Source organism: Paenibacillus sp. PK3_47 (assembly GCF_023520895.1).
Classification (GTDB): domain Bacteria; phylum Bacillota; class Bacilli; order Paenibacillales; family Paenibacillaceae; genus Paenibacillus_AQ.
On record NZ_CP026029.1, the window covers coordinates 1,948,574 to 1,967,207 of the forward strand.

The window sequence follows — 18,634 nt, forward strand, 5'->3', positions numbered from 1 at the left end:
GATTTTGGGTCAACTCATTTATATTCAATTTATGCCACCATTACCGCTCCGCCAGCAGACATTCCAGCTCCCGGCTGGCTTCCTCATATGCCGGGGCAAGCTTCGGCAGCAGCTTCGCAGCCTGGTCATATCTCTCTGCTCCGGCATGCTCTTCAAGCAGTGCGCATAAATGGGCAAAATACTGTACGCCGATGCTCAAGCTGCCCGACTTCATATTATGGGCAAGCCCGGCCATCTCCTCCAGGTCCTTCGCTGCTGCCGCCTTATTCAATAAGGCGAGCTTGTGCGGTATGTCATCTTTGAACATCTCCACCAGTGTGCGGAGCAATTGCGGATCTTCCGCATTATCCATTTCCAGGATGCCGGCCAGCGTATCCTGCTGAAGTACCGGGATGTTGTCTTCCTTGCCCAGCCATTCCTCCACAAGCTGGCCCAACTTCTCCAGATTCAGCGGTTTAACCGCCAAATCATCGAGTCCGGAATTCATGAACCGTGCCCGGCTCTCCTCTGTCCCGTCTCCGGTAACGCCGATGACCGGAACTCTAGGCCTTGCCCCGGATGCCTCCAGTTCACGGATGATCCCCACAGCTTCAGCACCGCTCATTCCCGGCAGGCGGCTGTCCATCAGGATCATTCCGTATTCCTTAAGCTTCCAGGCTTCTACAGCTTCGCTGCCGCTGCTTACCACATCCACCCCGGTGATCCCCAGCTTCTTGAGCTGCATCTGCAGCAGGGTGCTGTTCAGCGCGTTGTCTTCAACGACCAGCACCGGCAGCGCGCGGAGTCTGTCCTTGCCCCGTGGCGCTTCCACAGCAGCCTGCGGCTCCTGCACGGCCGGTGTCTTGTTCATCCAAAGCTCAAACCGGAAGGTAGAGCCTTGTCCGGGAGCACTCTCTACTGTAATCGTTCCGCCCATCAGCTCCACCATAGATTTACAGATCGATAAGCCCAGCCCGGTCCCCTCTGCTGCCAGCTCCGGTTCCCGGCTAATCTGCGAGTAAGGCCGGAATAGCGCGGCCTGATCCTTCAGCGGGATACCGATGCCCTCGTCCCGGACTTCAAAGCACAGCTTCTGGCAGCCCCCATCCTCACCGGCCAGACCCGCCTTCACTTCTACTTCACCGCTGCGTGTGAATTTCACCGCATTGCCCAGCAGATTGATAATAACCTGAAGAAGCTTCGCAGCATCTCCTTCCAGTGAATCGGCCACTCCGTTCCCAACCTGCCATTTCAGCGTGTTTCCGCGCTTCGCCGCTGCTGAAGAGAGCAGGCTGGCCGCATGCTGAAGCAGCTTGCGTATACTGAAGGGAGCTGTATTCAGTTCCATTTTGCCGGCTTCAATCTTGGAAATATCGAGCAGATTATTGATCATCTGCAGCAGGTACTCTGCCGACTCATGGATCACCTGCAGGTAACCCTGCCCCGCTTCGCCGAATTCCTCTCCCGCCAGCAGCTCAGCCATTCCCAGGATGCCGTTCATGGGTGTACGGATTTCATGGCTGACCGTTGCCAGAAACAGGCTTTTGGCCCGGTTGGCCTGCTCTGCCCTCTCCTTCAGCTCAATAAGTTCCGCATTCTTCTTGGCCAGCAGCCGCTGCATTGTAATCAATTCATTATTCATCGCCGAGAACTCGGCCAGAACCTCTTCTTCCCTGCGCTGCCCTTCTATCACTTGGTGTGACAGCTTCTCGATGGTCTCTCTCAGTTTGAGGATTTCCTGCTCCTGACCTGTCATCTTGTCATATCCCGCCTTCGTCATACAATAGGGACAAGCTGCTCCGCTATCTCCAGTGCACGTTTCGCGTCCGGTGCATATCCGTCGGCACCGACCTTCTTCCATAATTCGGCATCTATATTGAACGGCATTCCGCCAACCATAATGTTCAGACCGTCAAGTTCGCTATTCTTACGAATGGCGGCAATCAGGCGCTGAGCCTCCGATACATGGAAGGTCATCGTAACAGAAACAGCCAGCAGGTCTGCAGGCTCCTCTTTCAAGTAACGTATCAAGCTTTCCGATGGCATATTGGAACCCAGATAGTAGGTGTTCCAGCCTTCCATTTCGAAGAAATCCGCCAGCATCCGCAGTCCAATCTCATGCAGCTCCCCGCCTACGCCCACCGCCACCATTCTTCTGCCGCCGGTCTGCGCGCGGATCCAGCGCGGGTAGAGCTGGGAGATAATGCTCTGGGTACAGGCTGTGCAGTAATGCTCCTGGGCTACAGTGATCTTTCCCGTCTGCCACAAGCGCCCGATTTCATACTGGCTATCCTGGAAAATATGCAGATAAATCTCCTGGATCGGCACCCCGCTGTCCAGCAGCTCTACGATTAAATCCGATGCCCTGCGCCGTTCCCCGTCCAGTAGCAGCTTCAAATACTGATCCGCCTCACGGAAATAAGGCTTCTCCGGCTGAAGGAACGGAGCAAGACTCACCTCTTCAAGCACATGGTACATGCCCATATCGAGGTAGCTCAGAATCATTTCCTTTTCCGGTGATGGGAGCTCTATGCTTATGGCTTCCTTCATCAAATCGAGATTAACCCGCAGATCCTCTGCTGTAATCTTGTACTGCGCAAGCAGTACTTTAAGCCAAATGATATAGTTTATAAAAAGAAGCGGACTCGCAAGTGACACACTTTCCGCCAAATAGCGCAAATGGTACAGGGAATCCTGTCTTGTTCTTGCTTTTCCGGAGGGACCAAATCTGTCCATTAATTCCGGCTGCCGTTTATACTGGCGCAAAGTGACTTCCTCCGCCAGCTGTTCGGCAATTTGTTTGAGCCGCTCTCCTGCATCCTGCTGATCAGTGTACACAACACCACCCCTTTATTTAACGCAAAGCCGTTAATGTTATGAATCTATCCTATGTCAGGATTGGGGACATGATACGGGGGCCTCAAAGCCTTGAAGCTAAATTAAAGGCCTTTTATCGCGGTATTTTACCCTCTGAGGTACCGCAAAAAAAAAACGGTAACTATGTATATTGTACAACAAATTTGCAGGTTTTACGGGAAAATTAGCAGAAAAGCTGCCAAACTATATATGGGAATATACAAATTAACGCTCCTGACGCCTGTGCCAGCTTACCGCAGTTTATTGATTCTCTCCACTTAAATTCGGTATATTTAATCGTTCACTATGATTAGTTGGAAAACAGGATTAGGCGGAGAAAGCCAGGCTGTCGGGAAAGTTTCGGCAGCCTTCTTTATGTGACTTTGTTTCACACGGTACCGCGTTAACGAAGCCTGCTCCAACCCATCACCTCACGCGCACCAGAACCTATTCATTGCTTGGAAATGCTAAGGCTAACGGACCCTGGTTCCATTAATTTGCCCTAGAGGTGTGTTTTGGGATTCTAACGGACAATGGTTCTGTTATTTCATCCGAAAGGGCTTAATAACCCCATCATTTAGCAGCATAAAGGAACTACGGTCCGTTAGCGATGGAAACGGGGCGATTTTCGGCAAATAACGGACGCAGTGTCCGTTAGCGTGCGAAAGAGGACGAAACTAATAACGGACGCAATGTCCGCAGATATAGAAATACAGCAGCAAAACAAAGGATGCCTGCCTCAGCAGAACATCCCCGATTTTGAAAGCTCAGCTGTAGACAACGGTGTTTACAGAAGCAGATTTACTCCTCTAACCCGGCGGCCGACGTTGCGTGCCTTAACACAGCAGCAATCACCGTATCCCAATCGTTCACATGAAGCTCATGGCCGGTCCCCTCCAGCGTCAGCAGAACCGCCCCCGGGATTTCCTTCGCCAGATGCTGGCCGTGCACATAAGGAATAATCGGATCTTCTGTCCCGTGAATAATGAGCGCAGGCACTTGGATTTCGGCTGTCCGGGACAAGTAGGCTTCTCCTCCGGTCACCAGCTTGTGATTGTCCATACTGGCTATGTTCACACTTCTGCTGAATTCCAAGGCAGCCAATTCATATACCTTCGCTTCATCAAAAGGATGCTTGGAGCCCACCAGTACTCTCGATCTGCCAACCCCAAATTTCGCCACGGAGTCCACATCCGCCCAATCTACCGCATCCATATTCGAAAAATAATCCATCACCCGCTTCTCCATCGGAGGAAGGTCCGGAGCAAAATTGGACGCGGCCAAAAGAGTAATGCTCAGCACGCTCTGCGGATGACGCAGCGCGAGAATCTGAGCAATCATTCCGCCGAGCGACATGCCCAGGATATGCGCCTGCTGAATGCCGTAAGCATCCATAACCCGTACTGCATCATCTGCCATGTCTTCGAACGTATAGCCCGGATAACCAGGTTCATAAGATGTAGAACGCCCGACATCCCGGTTATCATACCGGATGACGAACAGCCCCTCATCCGCAAGCTTCCGGCAGAATTCCTCTTCCCACCAAATCATGGATGACTGTGCACCCATAATCAGCAACATAGTCGGGTTCCCTTCCTCCCCGAAGCTGTCTGTACAAAGTTCAATCCCGTCCATGTGTATAATCCGCTCGTTCATCCCAATCCCCTCCATTATGTTTGGAAAATAAAAAAAACAGGCTGTCAGCCTGTGTATCCAGTGATCGGAGAATCGGAAATGGACGCGTCAGTCTGCAGGAAGAGAGAATCTGACCCTCTACCCTAATCACTGAATAAGGTGTCCATGCAGATAACTATTCTCCGATTACTATTTACACAACATAGTCCTAAACTGCTGTTCAAGTCCCTGTGCAAAACATGCATCGAAAAATTAGTTAGCCACACGTAACCCCTCCGTCCGTATGAGTTAAGGTCATGCTAACATAGAGTCTTTTGGGATGTCAACGACTGGTAAATCAAGCAAATCTCTTTTCTTGCATCATGTATTAATAGCCCGCAGAATCACTACAATTCCCAAAACAGCAAACAGCGCCCCCGCTGCGACTGCCATCAAACCGGTAAACTTGCGGGATTCGATATAAGCTCTGCTGGGCTCGGAATCTCCGCGTACCTTCCAACCCTCATTCATCCGCCACCCGGCTTCCGGATTACGGCGCACGTATACACCGCCGATCATAGCAGCGATTCCGAGCAGTACCATCATTATTCCGCCAGCCATACTCCCATCCCCCTTTTGTGAGTTATACGCAGGAATTTAGGGAATGTTTTCCTTTTTTTAAAATAAAACAATCCCTGCCACCGCCGACAACAGGATGACTGCGAACGGATGGATTTTGTACTTGATCACGGCCATAAGGCAGCCCCCGCAGATCATTAACATCCCCAGGGTGGTCCAGCTGAACAAAGGTTCCCGGGTTCCTCCAGCGCCAAAGTGGATTGCGGCATAGACGATAAGCCCTGTAATGACCGGACGCAAGCCGTAAAAGGAGGACCGGAGCCACCGGTTATCCTGCATGCGGAGAAAAAAAGAGGCACACAGGATGACGATCAGCAGTGAAGGCAGTATGATTCCGATGGTAGCGGCAATTGCCCCGATGATGCCCATCCGGGAATAGCCTATCAGAGTAGCGGTATTCGTAGCGATAGAACCGGGGGCCATTCCTGCGAGGGCAACAAGCTCCTGAAACTGCTGAACCTCCATCCATCCTCTATCTGTAACCTCACGCTGAATAAGCGCTATAACGGCATAGCCTCCGCCGAAGGAGACCGCCCCTACTTTTAAAAATACAAAAAATAAACTCCATAACACACGACCAGCACCTTTATATATAATATTCGGGGTAATTCAGTTCCAGTTTGTTCGGCTTCTCTTCTTTTTCTGTAGGAGCGGAGTAACCCATAGCCCGTTTGACAGAAATCACAGTCACACCCAGGAGCGGGCCTCCGAGAATGAGGTATAGGGAATTAAGCGGTGTAAACAGCAGCACCAGCACACAAATCCCTGCAATGATAAGCGTCGCTGTGTCTATAATGGAAGTCTTCCCTACTTTAAATGCAGCCACTATGATTAAGGCAACCACTGCAGCGTGAACTCCCTTCAGAGCAGCTTCCACCTTGGGAATCTCTTTGAACATCATGCCGAAAATGCTGAGAATAAAGACTATGGCAAAAGTCGGCAGTGTAATCCCTATGACAGCTGTCACCGCACCAAGCACTCCTGCAAGCCTATACCCGACAAAAGCCGCTGAGTTTACAGCCACACCGCCGGGAGCCGAGCCCGCTACGGACACCATATCCCCTACTTCCCCCGGATTCAGCCACTTCTTCTTCTCTACGATTTCCCGTTCAATGGCCGTAATCATGGCATACCCGCCGCCGAAGGTCGAAGGGCCAAGCTTCAGAAAAACAGCAAATAACTGGATAAGCATTGTAAAATTGACGGACTGACTACGCTGTATTTGCATATAGCACCTCTGATCAGGTTATATTTCATCATCATCTAATTATAGCATGTTAATTTCATTCTGGAATTAAGTCTTTGCCTATTCTTTGAATAAAGTTGAAATCGACCTGAAAATGGCTTAAATTATATCCATCAGGCGCATTTTAAGCCCAAGTTAATTCCAATTCACACTAAACCTCATTAAATCTATATTATTTACTGGATAATACGTACTTCCTGGTCTATACTACAAATATCCCGACCCATCCACTTGGAAATGGAGTAAAAATCAATGCTGAAACATTCCCATTTTTCAATTCAAAAGCAAATCTATGAACGGATCGCATACCTCGGAACCGTGTCCAAAGCTGAATTGCTGGAGTTTTTCTCCATAACCAGCAGCAGCATGACCCGCATCCTGGAAGATCTGCTCTCGCAAAAGCTGATTATGGTATCCGGTCTTGGCACATCCACGGGCGGACGTAAGCCTATTCTTTTTCAGACCAACCCGGATTACGGTTATCTTATAGGCCTCGACATTTCGCGGCTCAGTTCCTCGCTTGGATTGTTCGACCTGCATCTGAAACCATTATCTACAGTCCGCTGGGAGATGGACCGGAGTCTCACGCCTGAACGCCTCCTTGAGCTGGTGGCAGATGCAGCCCGGCAGATGTTAGCGGATCATCATATTGCGCATGAGCAGGTCCTGGGCATGGGAGTCGGCGCCGTAGGTCCGCTCGATCCGGCACAAGGGATGATGCTGCAGCCCGAATATTTTCCGTCTGAAGCCTGGAACCAGGTTCCGGTCAGCAGGCTGCTGCAGGAGAAGCTTCATTTCCCGGTACAACTCGATAACGGGGCCAACACAGCGCTGCTTGCAGAATACTGGGCACTCCGCAATGAAGCCTGCAAGAATATGCTGTATGTCCATTCAGGGGTGAACATCCGGTCTGCCATTATGACAGGGGGCCAGATTCTCCGGGGTGCCGCTGACACCGAAGGCGCTGTCGGACAAATGATCATTCAGACAGGAGGGCAAAGACTCAGGGGCAAGGGGAATTACGGCTCTCTTGAAACTTATGTATCGATCCCTTCCCTCGAAGAACGTGCGCAGTCCCAGCTCAAAATAGGCCGTGAAAGCCTGCTCTCAGCGGTCCCTCCGGAGCGCGTGACCTTCCCTGCCCTTGTGCAGGCTCTGGAAGAGAATGACCCCCTGGTAAAAGAGCTGTTCATCGAGACGGCAACTTATCTGGGCGTCGGGCTGGCCAATATGATTAATACGGTACATCCCGAATATGTAATTTTGGGCGGAGCCCTGATGAATGCCAACCCGCTGGTCTATGACACAGCCATTCAGGTTGCCCGCAAAAATATTTACACCTATCCCCGGTACAACCCTGTATTCTCCCCGGGAATCCTGAGGGAGGAAGCCGTGCTGACCGGAGCTGCGCTGCAGATTCTTCAGGGCTGGGAGTGGTAAGCCAGGACCTGTCTCCCTTATAAACACAAAGAAACCAGACCCCTTAAGATCTGGTTTCTTTATATTACGGGATCAGGCTCCGGAAAAAGGAATCCCGGATCTCTTCCCAGCACAGCTGGTCTGTTGACTGGACCAGGTAATCGGACCCTGGCAGCTGTTTCCCTACACCGACGGCGAACATCCCGCTTGCGTTTATCGCCTGGATACCTGCCGGCGCATCTTCAACTCCGATAGAATAGCGGGGATCCGCCCCGAGACCGGCACATGCTGTCAGAAAAATTTCCGGGTCCGGCTTGGAATACCTGATAAGCGCCGCATCTGCAATATAATCGAAAACAGGCTCCAGCTGCAGAGACTGCAGCACTGTTCCGGCATTTCTCGAAACCGAGGCAAGCCCGACCGGAATACCGGCTTCCTTGACCGAAGCGATGAATTCCGGTATGCCCGGCAGCACATCCTCCGGTGTCAGCTGTGTCAGCAGCCGGCAGTAATGCGCATTTTTCTCAGAAGCAAGCTGCTCTTTCTCTTCCGGGGAATAGCGGTCCTGCTGGCCTCCCTCGCGCAGAATCTCCTCCAGGGAATCCATCCGGCTGACGCCCTTCAGCCTTTCATTGAATGCCTCGTCAATCGTGATGCATAAGCGCCCTGCCAGCTGTTTCCATGCCGCATAATGAAACCGGGCCGTGTCTGTAATGACCCCGTCCAGGTCAAATACAACCGCCTCTATTCTTGTATCAGCCATTCCTGCTGCTCCTCCTTCATCCCGCCCGCCGGTCAGCGTCCTTCACCTTGTGAAGTTAAACGGACTTCCTCTCCCGATATACGAATTTTCAATTCATCTCCGGCCAGCAGCTGGACGTTTGTTCCCTTCCGGTCAACAGTGATTGACAGCTGTCTGTTCAGGTACATAATAGTGAATGCATACGAATCCCATTGCTTCGGAAGAACCGGCGCCAGCGACAGCCCGCTGTCCTTGATGCGCAGTCCGGCAAAACCGAATACGATGGCCATCCAGGTCCCGCCCATGTTAGCCATATGGAGACCGTCCTTGGTATTGCCATGGGTGTTGTCCAGATCCATTCTCGCTGTTTCAATGAAATAATCATACGCTTTGTCCACTTCTCCAAGCTTGGAAGCCATAATACTGAAGACACAGGAGGACAAGGAGGAGTCGTGTGTCGTGATTTGCTCATAATAATGGTAGGAAGCCCGGATGACCGCTTCGTCCTGTTCGTCTTCGAGCAGAAAGTGCGCGAGCACCGCGTCAGCCTGCTTGCACACCTGGTAACGGTATAAAGTCAGCGGGTGGTAATGCAGCAGCAGCGGATACTTGTCCGCTGGCGTCCCCTTCAAATCCCATACCTGCTTATGCAGGAACGTATCATCCTGGGGATTGATTCCCAGCTCCGGATCATACGGCAAATACATCCGTTCAGCGGCTTTCAGCCAATCAGCGGTCTCCTCTTCCGTAATCCCCAGCTTTGAGATTAGCCCTGTAAGCGCCTCAGGCGAACACTCCTTCATCTCTGCCACCACACGGGCAGCCCACTTCAAATTATATTTGGCCATCACATTGGTATAGTAGTTATTATTCACAATTGCTGTATATTCGTCCGGCCCGGTTACAGCATCAATCTTGAACTTACCTTCATGGTAGTGCCCGACATCGATCCATAGCCGTGCGGTCTCGGCCAGAAGCTCTGCTCCGTAACGCTCGACGAATTCGAAATCCCCGGTGACCATATAATACTGGACAAAGCTGTAGGCAATGTCTGCGCTGATATGATATTGGGCGGTTCCTGCCGGAAAGTATGAGGAGCATTCACCGCCTGAAATGGTCCGCCACGGAAACAAGGCGCCTTTGGCATGTCCCATTTCCCGGGCGCGCATCCGGGCGCTGTCCAGCAGCGAATACCGGTACAGCAGCAGGGACCTGGCAATCTCCGGGTTGGTCATCAAAAAGACAGGCAGCATATAAATTTCCGTATCCCAGAAATAATGCCCTTCGTAGCCTTCACCTGACAGGCCTTTGGCTGCGATATTGGAATAGCGGTCGCGGCCTGCCGATTGGAGCAGATGGAACAGGTTGAAGCGGATGCCCTCCTGAAGCGCCTGGTCTCCCCCGATTTGAATATCGGTATGACGCCAGAACTCCTCCAGATACCTCCTCTGCTCTTCAGCCGCTTCCTGAAAGGACAATCCGGACAGCCCGCGGCTTACCTCATAGGCTGTCTGCAAAGGGGCTCCGCCATGCCGGAGTGTATCCGTGAACACATTCAGCTTCGTAAAGACAACCTTCTCCAGCAGCCTGAAGCTGATTACCGTCTCGACACACTCATCCGAACGGGAATATTCGAAGCTGTGCTCAAGATTAACACGGCATGTGGAGACACAGGCGGCCTTAAGCCCGGAGCGCAGCGTTTCAGCCTCCATACCGGCCATCTCCCCCTCTGTCTCCGCTGCCGTAACCTGCAACAGCTTGGCATGGCCGGAGCCGACCCGCGGATCATCCGGATCCGAGAAGTTCGTGACATCCCCGCGGAGCAAGGATCTGACAGTTACCTTTCCATTAAAGTTAACGGGCTCAAGGGAGATTTCCTGAATGAATAATTCTTGGCGGCGGAAGGAGACCAACCGTTTGAAATGCAGTTTAAGCTCCTTGCCTTGCGGGGAGCACCAATGAATATACCGCTCACTGTAGCCTTTATCCATGTGCAGCGTGCGGCGGTACTCCACAATTTCCCCTTCCTGGATTGAAAAACGCTCCTTTGCTTCTCCTTCGCCGAGATCAATCAGCACGGTCTGCGCGTCCATAATATTAACAAGCTTCTGCTGGGTTTCGGGAAAAGCGTTCAGCTTCTCCCCGTACGCAATATCTGTGATATCGTGAAAAGCATTCAAATAGGTTCCGCGGATCGTACCGGATGCCGCAGCGGAGGTATCATATTCCTCAAGGTTTCCGCGTACCCCCAAATAACCGTTTCCGGTAAAGTAAAGGCTCTCTTCTTGAAACAAAGCTGTGTAATCTGACTGGTTGGATTGAATAGTCCAAGACATGAGTAACGGGTTCCTTCCTAGTTTGAAATTTCGATCGATACGACTCCATCCATATCAGAGATTCTATGGTATAAGTCGGTAATGGACTGGCTGGAGCTTACTTTGGTCCGCAGCTCCAGCAAATGGACAGCATCCTTCTTGATGTCTTTGATTCTTGAATGCAGGATGCGGATCTTATTGTCCTTGATATTGTCGATAATCTGCTTCAGTCCGTCCGGATTGTCAATGGTGATCAGAATGAGATGCTCACTCCCCAAATGCTTCATCGGCCTGCCGAGCAGGAAGGGAATAAGCTCGACGCTGACGATCAGCAGCCCGACTACCGCGATTGCTTCTTTATAGAAGCCTGCACCGACGGCAATGCCGATTCCGGCAGCCCCCCAGATCATGGCCGCTGTCGTCAGACCTGAGATGTGGTCATTGCCCCGTCTCAGAATAACGCCGGCTCCGAGAAACCCGATGCCTGAGACAATCTGTGCGGCCAGCCGCAGCGGGTCCATTTGAATCACAATACCATGCGTGCTTTTTCCTGCATGATAAGCGGTTTCCATGGAGACGATGGTCAGCAGGCAGCTGATGATCGCGATCACCGAACTGGTTTTCAGGCCCAGCGGCTTTCTCCTGATCTCACGTTCCAATCCGATAACAAAACCGAGCAGTGCGGCGAGGCCGAGCTTCATATAGAGTTCATTGTTCAACCATTCCATGGGACCGTCCTTTCAAGCAGAGCCTCCGGTAAAAAAGCTTCAGCTTTTGCTCCTTCTTCCGTATACAAAATAGAGCGTCAGGGTGGACATGATCATAAGGATCACCGTGTACACGAGAGTCAGCGCCTTCGCATCTCCCATAGCCTGCGGGTCCGTGCTGTTCTTGACTACGATCCCGAGCGGTTCGAACAGCGGATGGTACAGAAACACCGTTACATCATAGTCGGCCAGGATCCCGTTAAAGTTCAGGGCCAGCACGGCCAAAGTTGACGGAAGGACGATCGGAAGCAGTACTCTGCGGAAGGTATAGAACGGCTTCGCTCCAAGATTGCGGGCCGCATCCTCCAGACTGCTGTCTATGCTGAAGAAGGAGGCTTTTACCATCCGCAGCGTAAACGGAATATGGACAATCACATAAGCCAGGAACAGCATCCAGATCGTCCCTACGAGCACGGAATTGCCGACAATCCACCGGGGTACCCCGAACGTCACAATCAGCCCGATAGCAATCAGAGTGGAAGGCAGAATCCACGGTATAAGCAGTGCATACTCCAGCATGGCGGACCAGCCGTTTTTGTATTTATGCAGAATCCGGGAAGCCATCAGGGCAATCGCCACAACCGTGACCGAAGCCGCTGCTGCGTAGCAAATGCTGACCAGATAAGGTCTGAATGCCGACAAGCTGGAGAACACCCGGATATAATTATCCAGACTGAAACTGCTGAAGGACAACGTTCCCGAATAAATTGCCTGGGCGTTGGTAAAGGAGAAAAGCACGATCAGGACAACCGGAATAGCATAAATTAAAAAGACAAAGTAAGCGATAAGGTGTGTGACAATATTGCCCGCTTTATGATTGATTTTTTGCTTGACCAGCTCTGACTTAACCTTGGAAACCGACATGAAATTGCCTTTACGCTCAAAGCGGATCATGATGGTCAGAAGAATCAGGGTCGCAATCCCCAGAATAAGCGCCAGCAAGGCGGCCAAGTTCCGGGAGGTTACACTTTTGGAAAATGTTAAAATCATGGGTGTAATGGTCTGAAAATCAGTACCGCCCAGAATCAGCGGAGCCGATGTCGCCGCAAGTCCTGTCAGGAAGACGAGAATCGTGAGTGCAAAAATGGTAGGCTTCAGGACAGGAAAAACAACGCGCCATAAAATATAGAGGGTGGAAGCGCCCATATTCCTTGCAGCTTCTACCGTCTGGTAATCCACCTTCCGGATGGCATTGCTCAGAAACAGCACATGATTGGATGTACAGGCAAAAGTCATGACGAACAGGACCGCCCAGTATCCGTGAAACCATGTCGTGTCAAAGCCCGGAAAGATTCCCGACAACAGTCTTGTCATAAAGCCTGTCTCTCCGTAAATCAGCTTGTAGCCGGAGACCAGAACCACACCGCTGTAGATCAGCGTCGTGAAGTAGCCGAGTCTCAGCAGCTTCGCACCTTTGATATCAAAATAATCTACGACGAGAACAAGAAAGATGCCTACTACATTCACAGTAACGACCAGGGAACAGGCCAGCAGGAAGCTGTTGTACAAGCTTTTCATCGCCCGTTCCGAACGCATCAGCTTCTCAATCGCTTCAAACGAAAATTTGCCGTCAGAAAAGAAAATTTCATAATAAATATTCAGGTTGGGGTAGATCAGAAAGGCGATGACGAACCAGGCGATCAGCCCGTACATGATCAGGGCTGTCGGCTTCATGGGCAGCCAGCCTTTAATTATCTGCGCTAGCAATCGAATGTCACTCCTCTAGTACTGAAGAATATCTGCAGGGTTGATATACACGTCGATTTCATCCCCGACACCGGGCTGCACCGCTCCGCTTTCGGTTTCCACCGTCTTTAACAGTCCGCCTCCGGCCATCTCAAGCGTATGCTTCGTGTATAAGCCATAGAATTCCTGATCTACAATTCTGCCCTTCAGCTTTACCGTGCCCGGTCTTTGGGCCTCAGGAGAGAGGTTTACCTTTTCATTGCGGATATACGATTTCTTGCCTGGGTCGATCTTGTGCTTCAAATCGCTGCCCTCAATGATAGACGGGTCCATCCAGTTAATATCCCCGATGAAATTGCATACAAACTCGGTTCTGGATTGATTGTAAATTTCACGCGGCGTACCGACCTGCTCGACAGTGCCTTTATGGAACACGGCAATGCGGTCGGACAGCGTCAGCGCTTCTTCCTGGTCATGCGTAACATAAATCGTAGTAATGCCGAACTTCTTCTGCAGCTCCTTAAGCTCATTCCGGAGCTGGACCCGCAGCTTGGCGTCCAGGTTGGACAACGGCTCATCCAGTGCAAGGATGCTTGGCTTGAGTACAAGCGCTCTGGCGATAGCAACACGCTGCTGCTGTCCGCCTGACAGCTCGGATACCTTCTTGGCCAGCTGTTCATCACTCAGGTCGACCTTGGCGGCGATCTCTCTTACCTGTCTGTCGATTTCCGCCTTGGGCATTTTTTTAACCTTCAGGCCAAACTCGATATTCTCATACACGTTCAGTGTCGGAAACAGGGCATAGCTTTGAAACACCATACCAATTCCCCGCTTCTCAATAGAGACGTTCGTTACATCCTTGCCGTTTACCAGGATCTGTCCCTCTGTAGGCTGGATAAAGCCGACCAGACTGCGCAGGATCGTCGTCTTGCCGCAGCCCGACGGACCGAGGAAGGTGAAGAATTCACCCTCTTTAATGTTCAGGTTCAGATTCTTGATGGCATGGAAATCACCGAATTTAATCTGGATATCCTTGAATGTGATCATATATACCCCTTGTTCACTTGTAGTAGTGGAATATCAGCAGACTGCATAACAGCTCTCCTGTATGCAGTCTGCCGGCAAACCCTTAATGATGACCTGCTGACAGCAAATCCTTTTACTTTTTGATCTCGAGCTCGATTTTCTCTACCCATTGCTCGATATGATCAGAGATGAAGCCCCAATCAAGCTGCTGGGCTTTCAAGTCCGCATACAGGTTCTGAACTTCCTCAGGAGCCTTTTCAACAGCTTTGGTATTGGCCGGCATCGCACTGAACTGTGCAGCGAATTCACCCTGAACCTCAGGGGTACCCATCCAGTCTACAAAACGCTCCGCCGTCTCCAGTTTCTTCGTTCCGTTATTAATAGCAGCATGCTCAACAATCATCGGAACACCAACCTCGGGCGCCACAGTTCCTGCCGCTACGCCATATTGCTCGGTCTTATTCTTGAGCGTACCGGATACCACAGTGATGAGCGGAGTTTTGCCGCTGGCCAGGTTGGCATACGGGTCTTCCCCTTCGACTGCCGGAACGCCGTTGTCGAACATTTGGGTGATCTCATCCCATCCCTGCTGGGAAATGCCCATCTCTCCGCTCTCATCGGTATAGCGCGTTAGAATTCCGGCTACTACCAGCTGAGGCGTAATTTGTCCGAGGACTGTTGGTGCCTCATACTTGCCGTGGAACTCCGGATTCTGCCACAGGTCTGTCCAATCCTTTGGCGCCTGCTCAGGCGAGATGATCTCCGGATTATACCCCAGCAGAATCGCCTGCTTGATCAATCCATGGTAATATCCGTCCGGATCGTTCAGGCCTTCCTCCACATCTGCGGCCCAGGAGGGTTCGTACTCTGCAAGCACATTTTCACTCTTCAGTCTTTCGTACAGCATGTTGTTCAGGCCGTAAATGACGTCGGCTACCGGATTGTTCTTCTCCGCAATCAGGCGGTTGGTCAGATCGGCGCCGCCTGCTCCCACAATCTCAATATCAAAGCCCGCTTCCTTCGCTTTTTCGGTCAGCCACTCGCCGCGTCCGTCAGAGTTGGCGTTCGTATAAACGATCAGCTTCTCATTCTTGGCACTTCCGGAGTTTGCTCCATTACTGTTTGCGCTTCCTGTGTCTGTATTGCCGCCGGCCCCCGAGTTACCGCCGCATGCGGTTACAATGAGTGCCATGGATAAAGTCAAAGCTGAGAGCATAAATTTTTTCATCATAGGTGAGTTTCGCTCCTTATAAGGTAAGTTAAATTTCCAGAGTTGCTGTAACAGGATAATGATCCGAAGGGTATTTCCGGTCAAAGCTGTCGGTTACCGTCCGGGTCTTCAGCACTTTCGCCTGCTTGTCTGTAAAAATATAATCGATTTCCTTCAGCTGATCCCATGGAATATCGTAGCGGAAACCGGTGAATGTGCCCCAGGGTCCATAATGTGAATCAGCCGCTCTGCGGGTATCCGTCAGCTGCCCTGTAATCTCCCGGTAGCATCTTTCGTCCGGAAAAGCATTGAAATCCCCTGTCAGTACAACCGGGAGATCCCCGCCGTGATTACGGATCCAGTCCAGAATAATCAGAGCGCCGCGGTATCTGGCTTCCTCGCTGATATGGTCCAGATGGGTGTTCATAAAATGAATCCGGTTCCCGTTTCTTTTGTCCCGCAGCCTTACCCAGGTACAGATCCGGTTGCAATCAGAGCCCCATGACTTGGAAGGAACCTCCGGTGTCTCCGACAGCCAGAAGGTGCCTCCGTCTTCCTTGGTGAATACCGACTTTTTATAAAAGACGGGACTGTGTTCGCTTTCAGGATTATGATCACGGCTGATGCCTTCCACCTCATAATCATCAAGTGCCGCCAGGTCCCTCAGCTGATTGCCCTGCGCTTCCTGCAGTCCGAAGACGTCCCAGCTGTAATGCCTGATCAGGCGCAGCATATGCTCCTTGCGGAACTCCCAACCGTTCTCTCCATCCGCCGGACTGTCAAAGCGGATATTAAAGGAAGCCATTTCGTAAGTAGTCATCGCTGTTCTCTCCCCCCTTAAAAGAGTAGTTTGCAGTTTTTTTGCATCCGGCTTGTAAACGCTTTAATTTTTTCATTGCCTTTCTTATAGCGCACAACTGCCTGCTTTCTTCTTTCTATACCCCTAATGTCAGGAACCAGTTCTGTGTTACATATTGAAGTCTATAAGTTTATGCCTTATAATGCTGTTAAAAAATACAGATTTTTAATAAAAATTAAAGGTGAACCTATGGCAAACTCTATTAACAGTACCGTCAATCCCGTCCCCAAAAAAATCATCAGGCAGTTTATTGAAGAGCGGGTCAAAAACAGGCAGCAGTTCTACGTACATCCTTCCTACAATTCGGAGCAAAAAATGCTGCAGGCCCTGTCCAAAGGGCTGTTCGACGAGGCGGCCCAGGCGCTTGATGCCATCAACCGGCAGGAGCGCGCCACACTGGCCCGCAGCCATGTCCGTTCCTTGAAAAACTCGCTGATTTGCACCTGCACCTTGTTCACGCGTGCCATTATTAACGGAGGCGTCCATCCGGAGAATGCCTATAATTTAAGCGATGTTTTTATCAGGCAGATTGAGGAAACTAACGGGGTGGAAGAATTGAAAGCGCTTGAGTATGAAATGCTCCATTCCTTCTTCTGGACGCTGCGCAAGGAAAAGAAACCGGCCTATAACTCCATCGTCAATAAAACGATTTCTTATATTCATGAGGAGATGTTCGCGGAGCTGACCCTGGAACAGCTTGCAGCCAAGGTAAATGTGCATCCTTACTACTTGTCCGGCCTTTTCAAACAGGAGGTGGGCCTGTCCATTTCCGAGTATATCACCAGAAACCGTATAGAGGATTCCACCTATTTTCTGATTCACAGTGACCTCCGTATCCTGGACATCTCTGTATTGCTCGGGTTCTGCAATCAAAGCTACTATACCCGCCAGTTCAAGAAATATATGTCCATGACTCCGCTGCAGTACCGCAACCGGTATTCGGAGCAGGAGGAACCGCACGCTTTTTAATCCGGAAGAGGCTTACCCTGCGAATGGCAAATACCTCCGCGGAGTAAGCCCAAGGCTGGCTCAGGCAATATTAAATGCTAGCCTGTATACTTCCCAGTTCAGTGGAAATCCGGTTTCTGGCGACATCCACCACGCTAAAATCCATTGCTGCGACATAAATCTTCTCCAGTTCATCCCGGTGCACCTTGGCCTCTGCCAGCGCGGCTATCGCATCCTTCATTTTGGCCTTATATTGTGCGCTTACTTCCTCAAGCGGTCCGGCAAAACGCTCATCCGTTCCCGGTGCAACAATGGCTTCATACGTATCGATGATCACGTCTCCCTCCCGGTCCGGGTAATATTCATGCGGGCTGGTGCTGTCAAAGATCGCAAAATCAAGCTCACGCACAATGACCATATCCAGACTGTGCGGATCAAATCCGCAGTGATAAATTTCCGTATCCAAGCCTCTTTTCTCTGCCTCGGCGGCGATTTTTTTGAGCATGGTCGATTTGCCTGTTCCGGCCCGGCCTTTGATGAAGAACCGTTTGGACAGCCCTTCGGTCAAATTAGGTACAAAGTCAACCGCCCCTGCCGGCGTTGCTGCGCCCAGAAACCGGTGCTTAACGTCAGCACTCTTCTGAAGATGCGCTTCACCAAACAGCTGTTCCAGCATCCCGGCTGTTAATTGATCCGCCTTGCCGAAGTCCATATGCTCAAAGTAAATCTTTTCCCATTCGTCATGAATGTTCAGGGCCTCTGCGAACCTGCTGTACGCTGCCGCGTAGGCATCAGCAACCTTCCGGTTAATTTCCTCAATGATCTCCCTTTGGCCGATAAGTGCGGCAGAGTCCCACGCTTCCCCCAGGTTCACGTATTCCTCAACTGCTCCGGGAGCCTTGGGCTCGATCACATGGGGCGCAGTCCCGTCAACAATGCCCGCGCCCAGCGCCGGAATAATGACCCCGTCAATGGAATCCTTATCCGATGAACAATGGATCAGCTCGATATTGTATCCCCGCTCCGCCCATTCCGTGCCGATCGCTTTCATCAGAGAGGATTTTCCGGTGCCGGGGCCGCCTTTCAATATGAATATCCGCCGGAGTCCCTGAAGATTCGATTCGAACAAATTGTAGAAGCCAAGAGCCGTATTGCCGCCTGCAAAATATCTTGAAATCCTCGCAGCCATACATCCACTTCCTTTCCCGTTGTCGCCTGGCAGGCTTATAACCATACAATATGCGTCAGGTATTTGTGAGGTGCAATTTCACATAACAAAAAGCCCATACCCTTAACTTCTTAAGGATACAGGCCTCTAGAGCAGAACC

Annotated in this window: 16 protein-coding genes; 2 read left to right on the forward strand and 14 right to left on the reverse strand. The window is 51.1% G+C overall.

Annotation, left to right across the window (positions count from 1 at the left end; translation table 11 throughout):
• Positions 1 to 40 precede the first annotated feature (40 nt).
• From C2I18_RS08750 to C2I18_RS08775, 6 genes are all read right to left on the reverse strand, one after another.
• Positions 41 to 1,759, reverse strand: a complete 1,719-nt coding sequence (locus tag C2I18_RS08750) for an ATP-binding protein (RefSeq protein ID WP_249900845.1) — start codon at positions 1,757 to 1,759, stop codon at positions 41 to 43.
• Positions 1,756 to 2,817 (reverse strand): cobalamin B12-binding domain-containing protein, encoded by a 1,062-nt coding sequence (locus C2I18_RS08755; protein ID WP_249900846.1) that lies wholly within the window; start codon positions 2,815 to 2,817, stop codon positions 1,756 to 1,758. Before C2I18_RS08755 ends, C2I18_RS08750 begins: the two co-directional genes overlap by 4 nt.
• An 819-nt stretch (positions 2,818 to 3,636) precedes the next feature.
• Positions 3,637 to 4,491 (reverse strand): alpha/beta fold macrolide esterase, encoded by an 855-nt coding sequence (gene mle / locus C2I18_RS08760; protein ID WP_249900847.1) that lies wholly within the window; start codon positions 4,489 to 4,491, stop codon positions 3,637 to 3,639.
• Positions 4,492 to 4,830: 339 nt separating this feature from the next.
• Positions 4,831 to 5,070 carry a DUF6199 family natural product biosynthesis protein gene (locus C2I18_RS08765; RefSeq protein WP_249900848.1) on the reverse strand — a complete coding sequence of 80 codons (240 nt, stop codon included), beginning with the start codon at positions 5,068 to 5,070 and terminating at the stop codon, positions 4,831 to 4,833.
• A 57-nt stretch (positions 5,071 to 5,127) separates the two neighbouring features.
• Positions 5,128 to 5,661: a chromate transporter gene (locus C2I18_RS08770; RefSeq protein ID WP_249900849.1), complete on the reverse strand. Its 534-nt coding sequence runs from the start codon at positions 5,659 to 5,661 to the stop codon at positions 5,128 to 5,130.
• Between the two features lie 13 nt (positions 5,662 to 5,674).
• Positions 5,675 to 6,280, reverse strand: a complete 606-nt coding sequence (locus C2I18_RS08775) for a chromate transporter (RefSeq protein ID WP_249900850.1) — start codon at positions 6,278 to 6,280, stop codon at positions 5,675 to 5,677.
• Positions 6,281 to 6,586: 306 nt separating this feature from the next.
• On the opposite strand from C2I18_RS08775, the gene C2I18_RS08780 reads away from it, so the two are divergent.
• Entirely contained in the window at positions 6,587 to 7,774 is a 1,188-nt protein-coding gene (locus C2I18_RS08780) for an ROK family protein (protein WP_249900851.1), read from the forward strand.
• Between the two features lie 64 nt (positions 7,775 to 7,838).
• Here the strand turns inward: C2I18_RS08780 and pgmB are convergent, their stop codons facing one another.
• The 7 genes from pgmB to C2I18_RS08815 form a co-directional block, all read right to left on the reverse strand.
• Positions 7,839 to 8,516 carry a beta-phosphoglucomutase gene (gene pgmB / locus C2I18_RS08785; protein WP_249900852.1) on the reverse strand — a complete coding sequence of 226 codons (678 nt, stop codon included), beginning with the start codon at positions 8,514 to 8,516 and terminating at the stop codon, positions 7,839 to 7,841.
• Positions 8,517 to 8,548: 32 nt separating this feature from the next.
• Complete coding sequence (locus C2I18_RS08790; protein WP_249900853.1) at positions 8,549 to 10,831, reverse strand: glycoside hydrolase family 65 protein; 2,283 nt, start codon at positions 10,829 to 10,831, stop codon at positions 8,549 to 8,551.
• Positions 10,832 to 10,848: 17 nt separating this feature from the next.
• Positions 10,849 to 11,538 (reverse strand): MgtC/SapB family protein, encoded by a 690-nt coding sequence (locus tag C2I18_RS08795; RefSeq protein WP_249900854.1) that lies wholly within the window; start codon positions 11,536 to 11,538, stop codon positions 10,849 to 10,851.
• Between the two features lie 39 nt (positions 11,539 to 11,577).
• The gene (locus tag C2I18_RS08800) at positions 11,578 to 13,251 is read right to left on the reverse strand and encodes an ABC transporter permease (protein WP_249900856.1); all 1,674 of its coding nucleotides are present in this window, start codon (positions 13,249 to 13,251) and stop codon (positions 11,578 to 11,580) included.
• 48 nt (positions 13,252 to 13,299) lie between these two features.
• A complete protein-coding gene (locus C2I18_RS08805) occupies positions 13,300 to 14,310 on the reverse strand; it encodes an ABC transporter ATP-binding protein (RefSeq protein WP_249900857.1) in 1,011 nt (336 codons plus the stop codon).
• Positions 14,311 to 14,422: 112 nt separating this feature from the next.
• Complete coding sequence (locus C2I18_RS08810; protein ID WP_249902052.1) at positions 14,423 to 15,517, reverse strand: extracellular solute-binding protein; 1,095 nt, start codon at positions 15,515 to 15,517, stop codon at positions 14,423 to 14,425.
• A 31-nt stretch (positions 15,518 to 15,548) separates the two neighbouring features.
• A complete protein-coding gene (locus C2I18_RS08815) occupies positions 15,549 to 16,319 on the reverse strand; it encodes an endonuclease/exonuclease/phosphatase family protein (RefSeq protein ID WP_249900858.1) in 771 nt (256 codons plus the stop codon).
• A 228-nt stretch (positions 16,320 to 16,547) separates the two neighbouring features.
• On the opposite strand from C2I18_RS08815, the gene C2I18_RS08820 reads away from it, so the two are divergent.
• Positions 16,548 to 17,327: an AraC family transcriptional regulator gene (locus tag C2I18_RS08820; protein WP_249900859.1), complete on the forward strand. Its 780-nt coding sequence runs from the start codon at positions 16,548 to 16,550 to the stop codon at positions 17,325 to 17,327.
• A 70-nt stretch (positions 17,328 to 17,397) separates the two neighbouring features.
• On the opposite strand, the gene C2I18_RS08825 is transcribed toward C2I18_RS08820, so the two are convergent.
• Positions 17,398 to 18,495 (reverse strand): PRK06851 family protein, encoded by a 1,098-nt coding sequence (locus C2I18_RS08825; protein WP_249900860.1) that lies wholly within the window; start codon positions 18,493 to 18,495, stop codon positions 17,398 to 17,400.
• Positions 18,496 to 18,634: the final 139 nt, after the last annotated feature.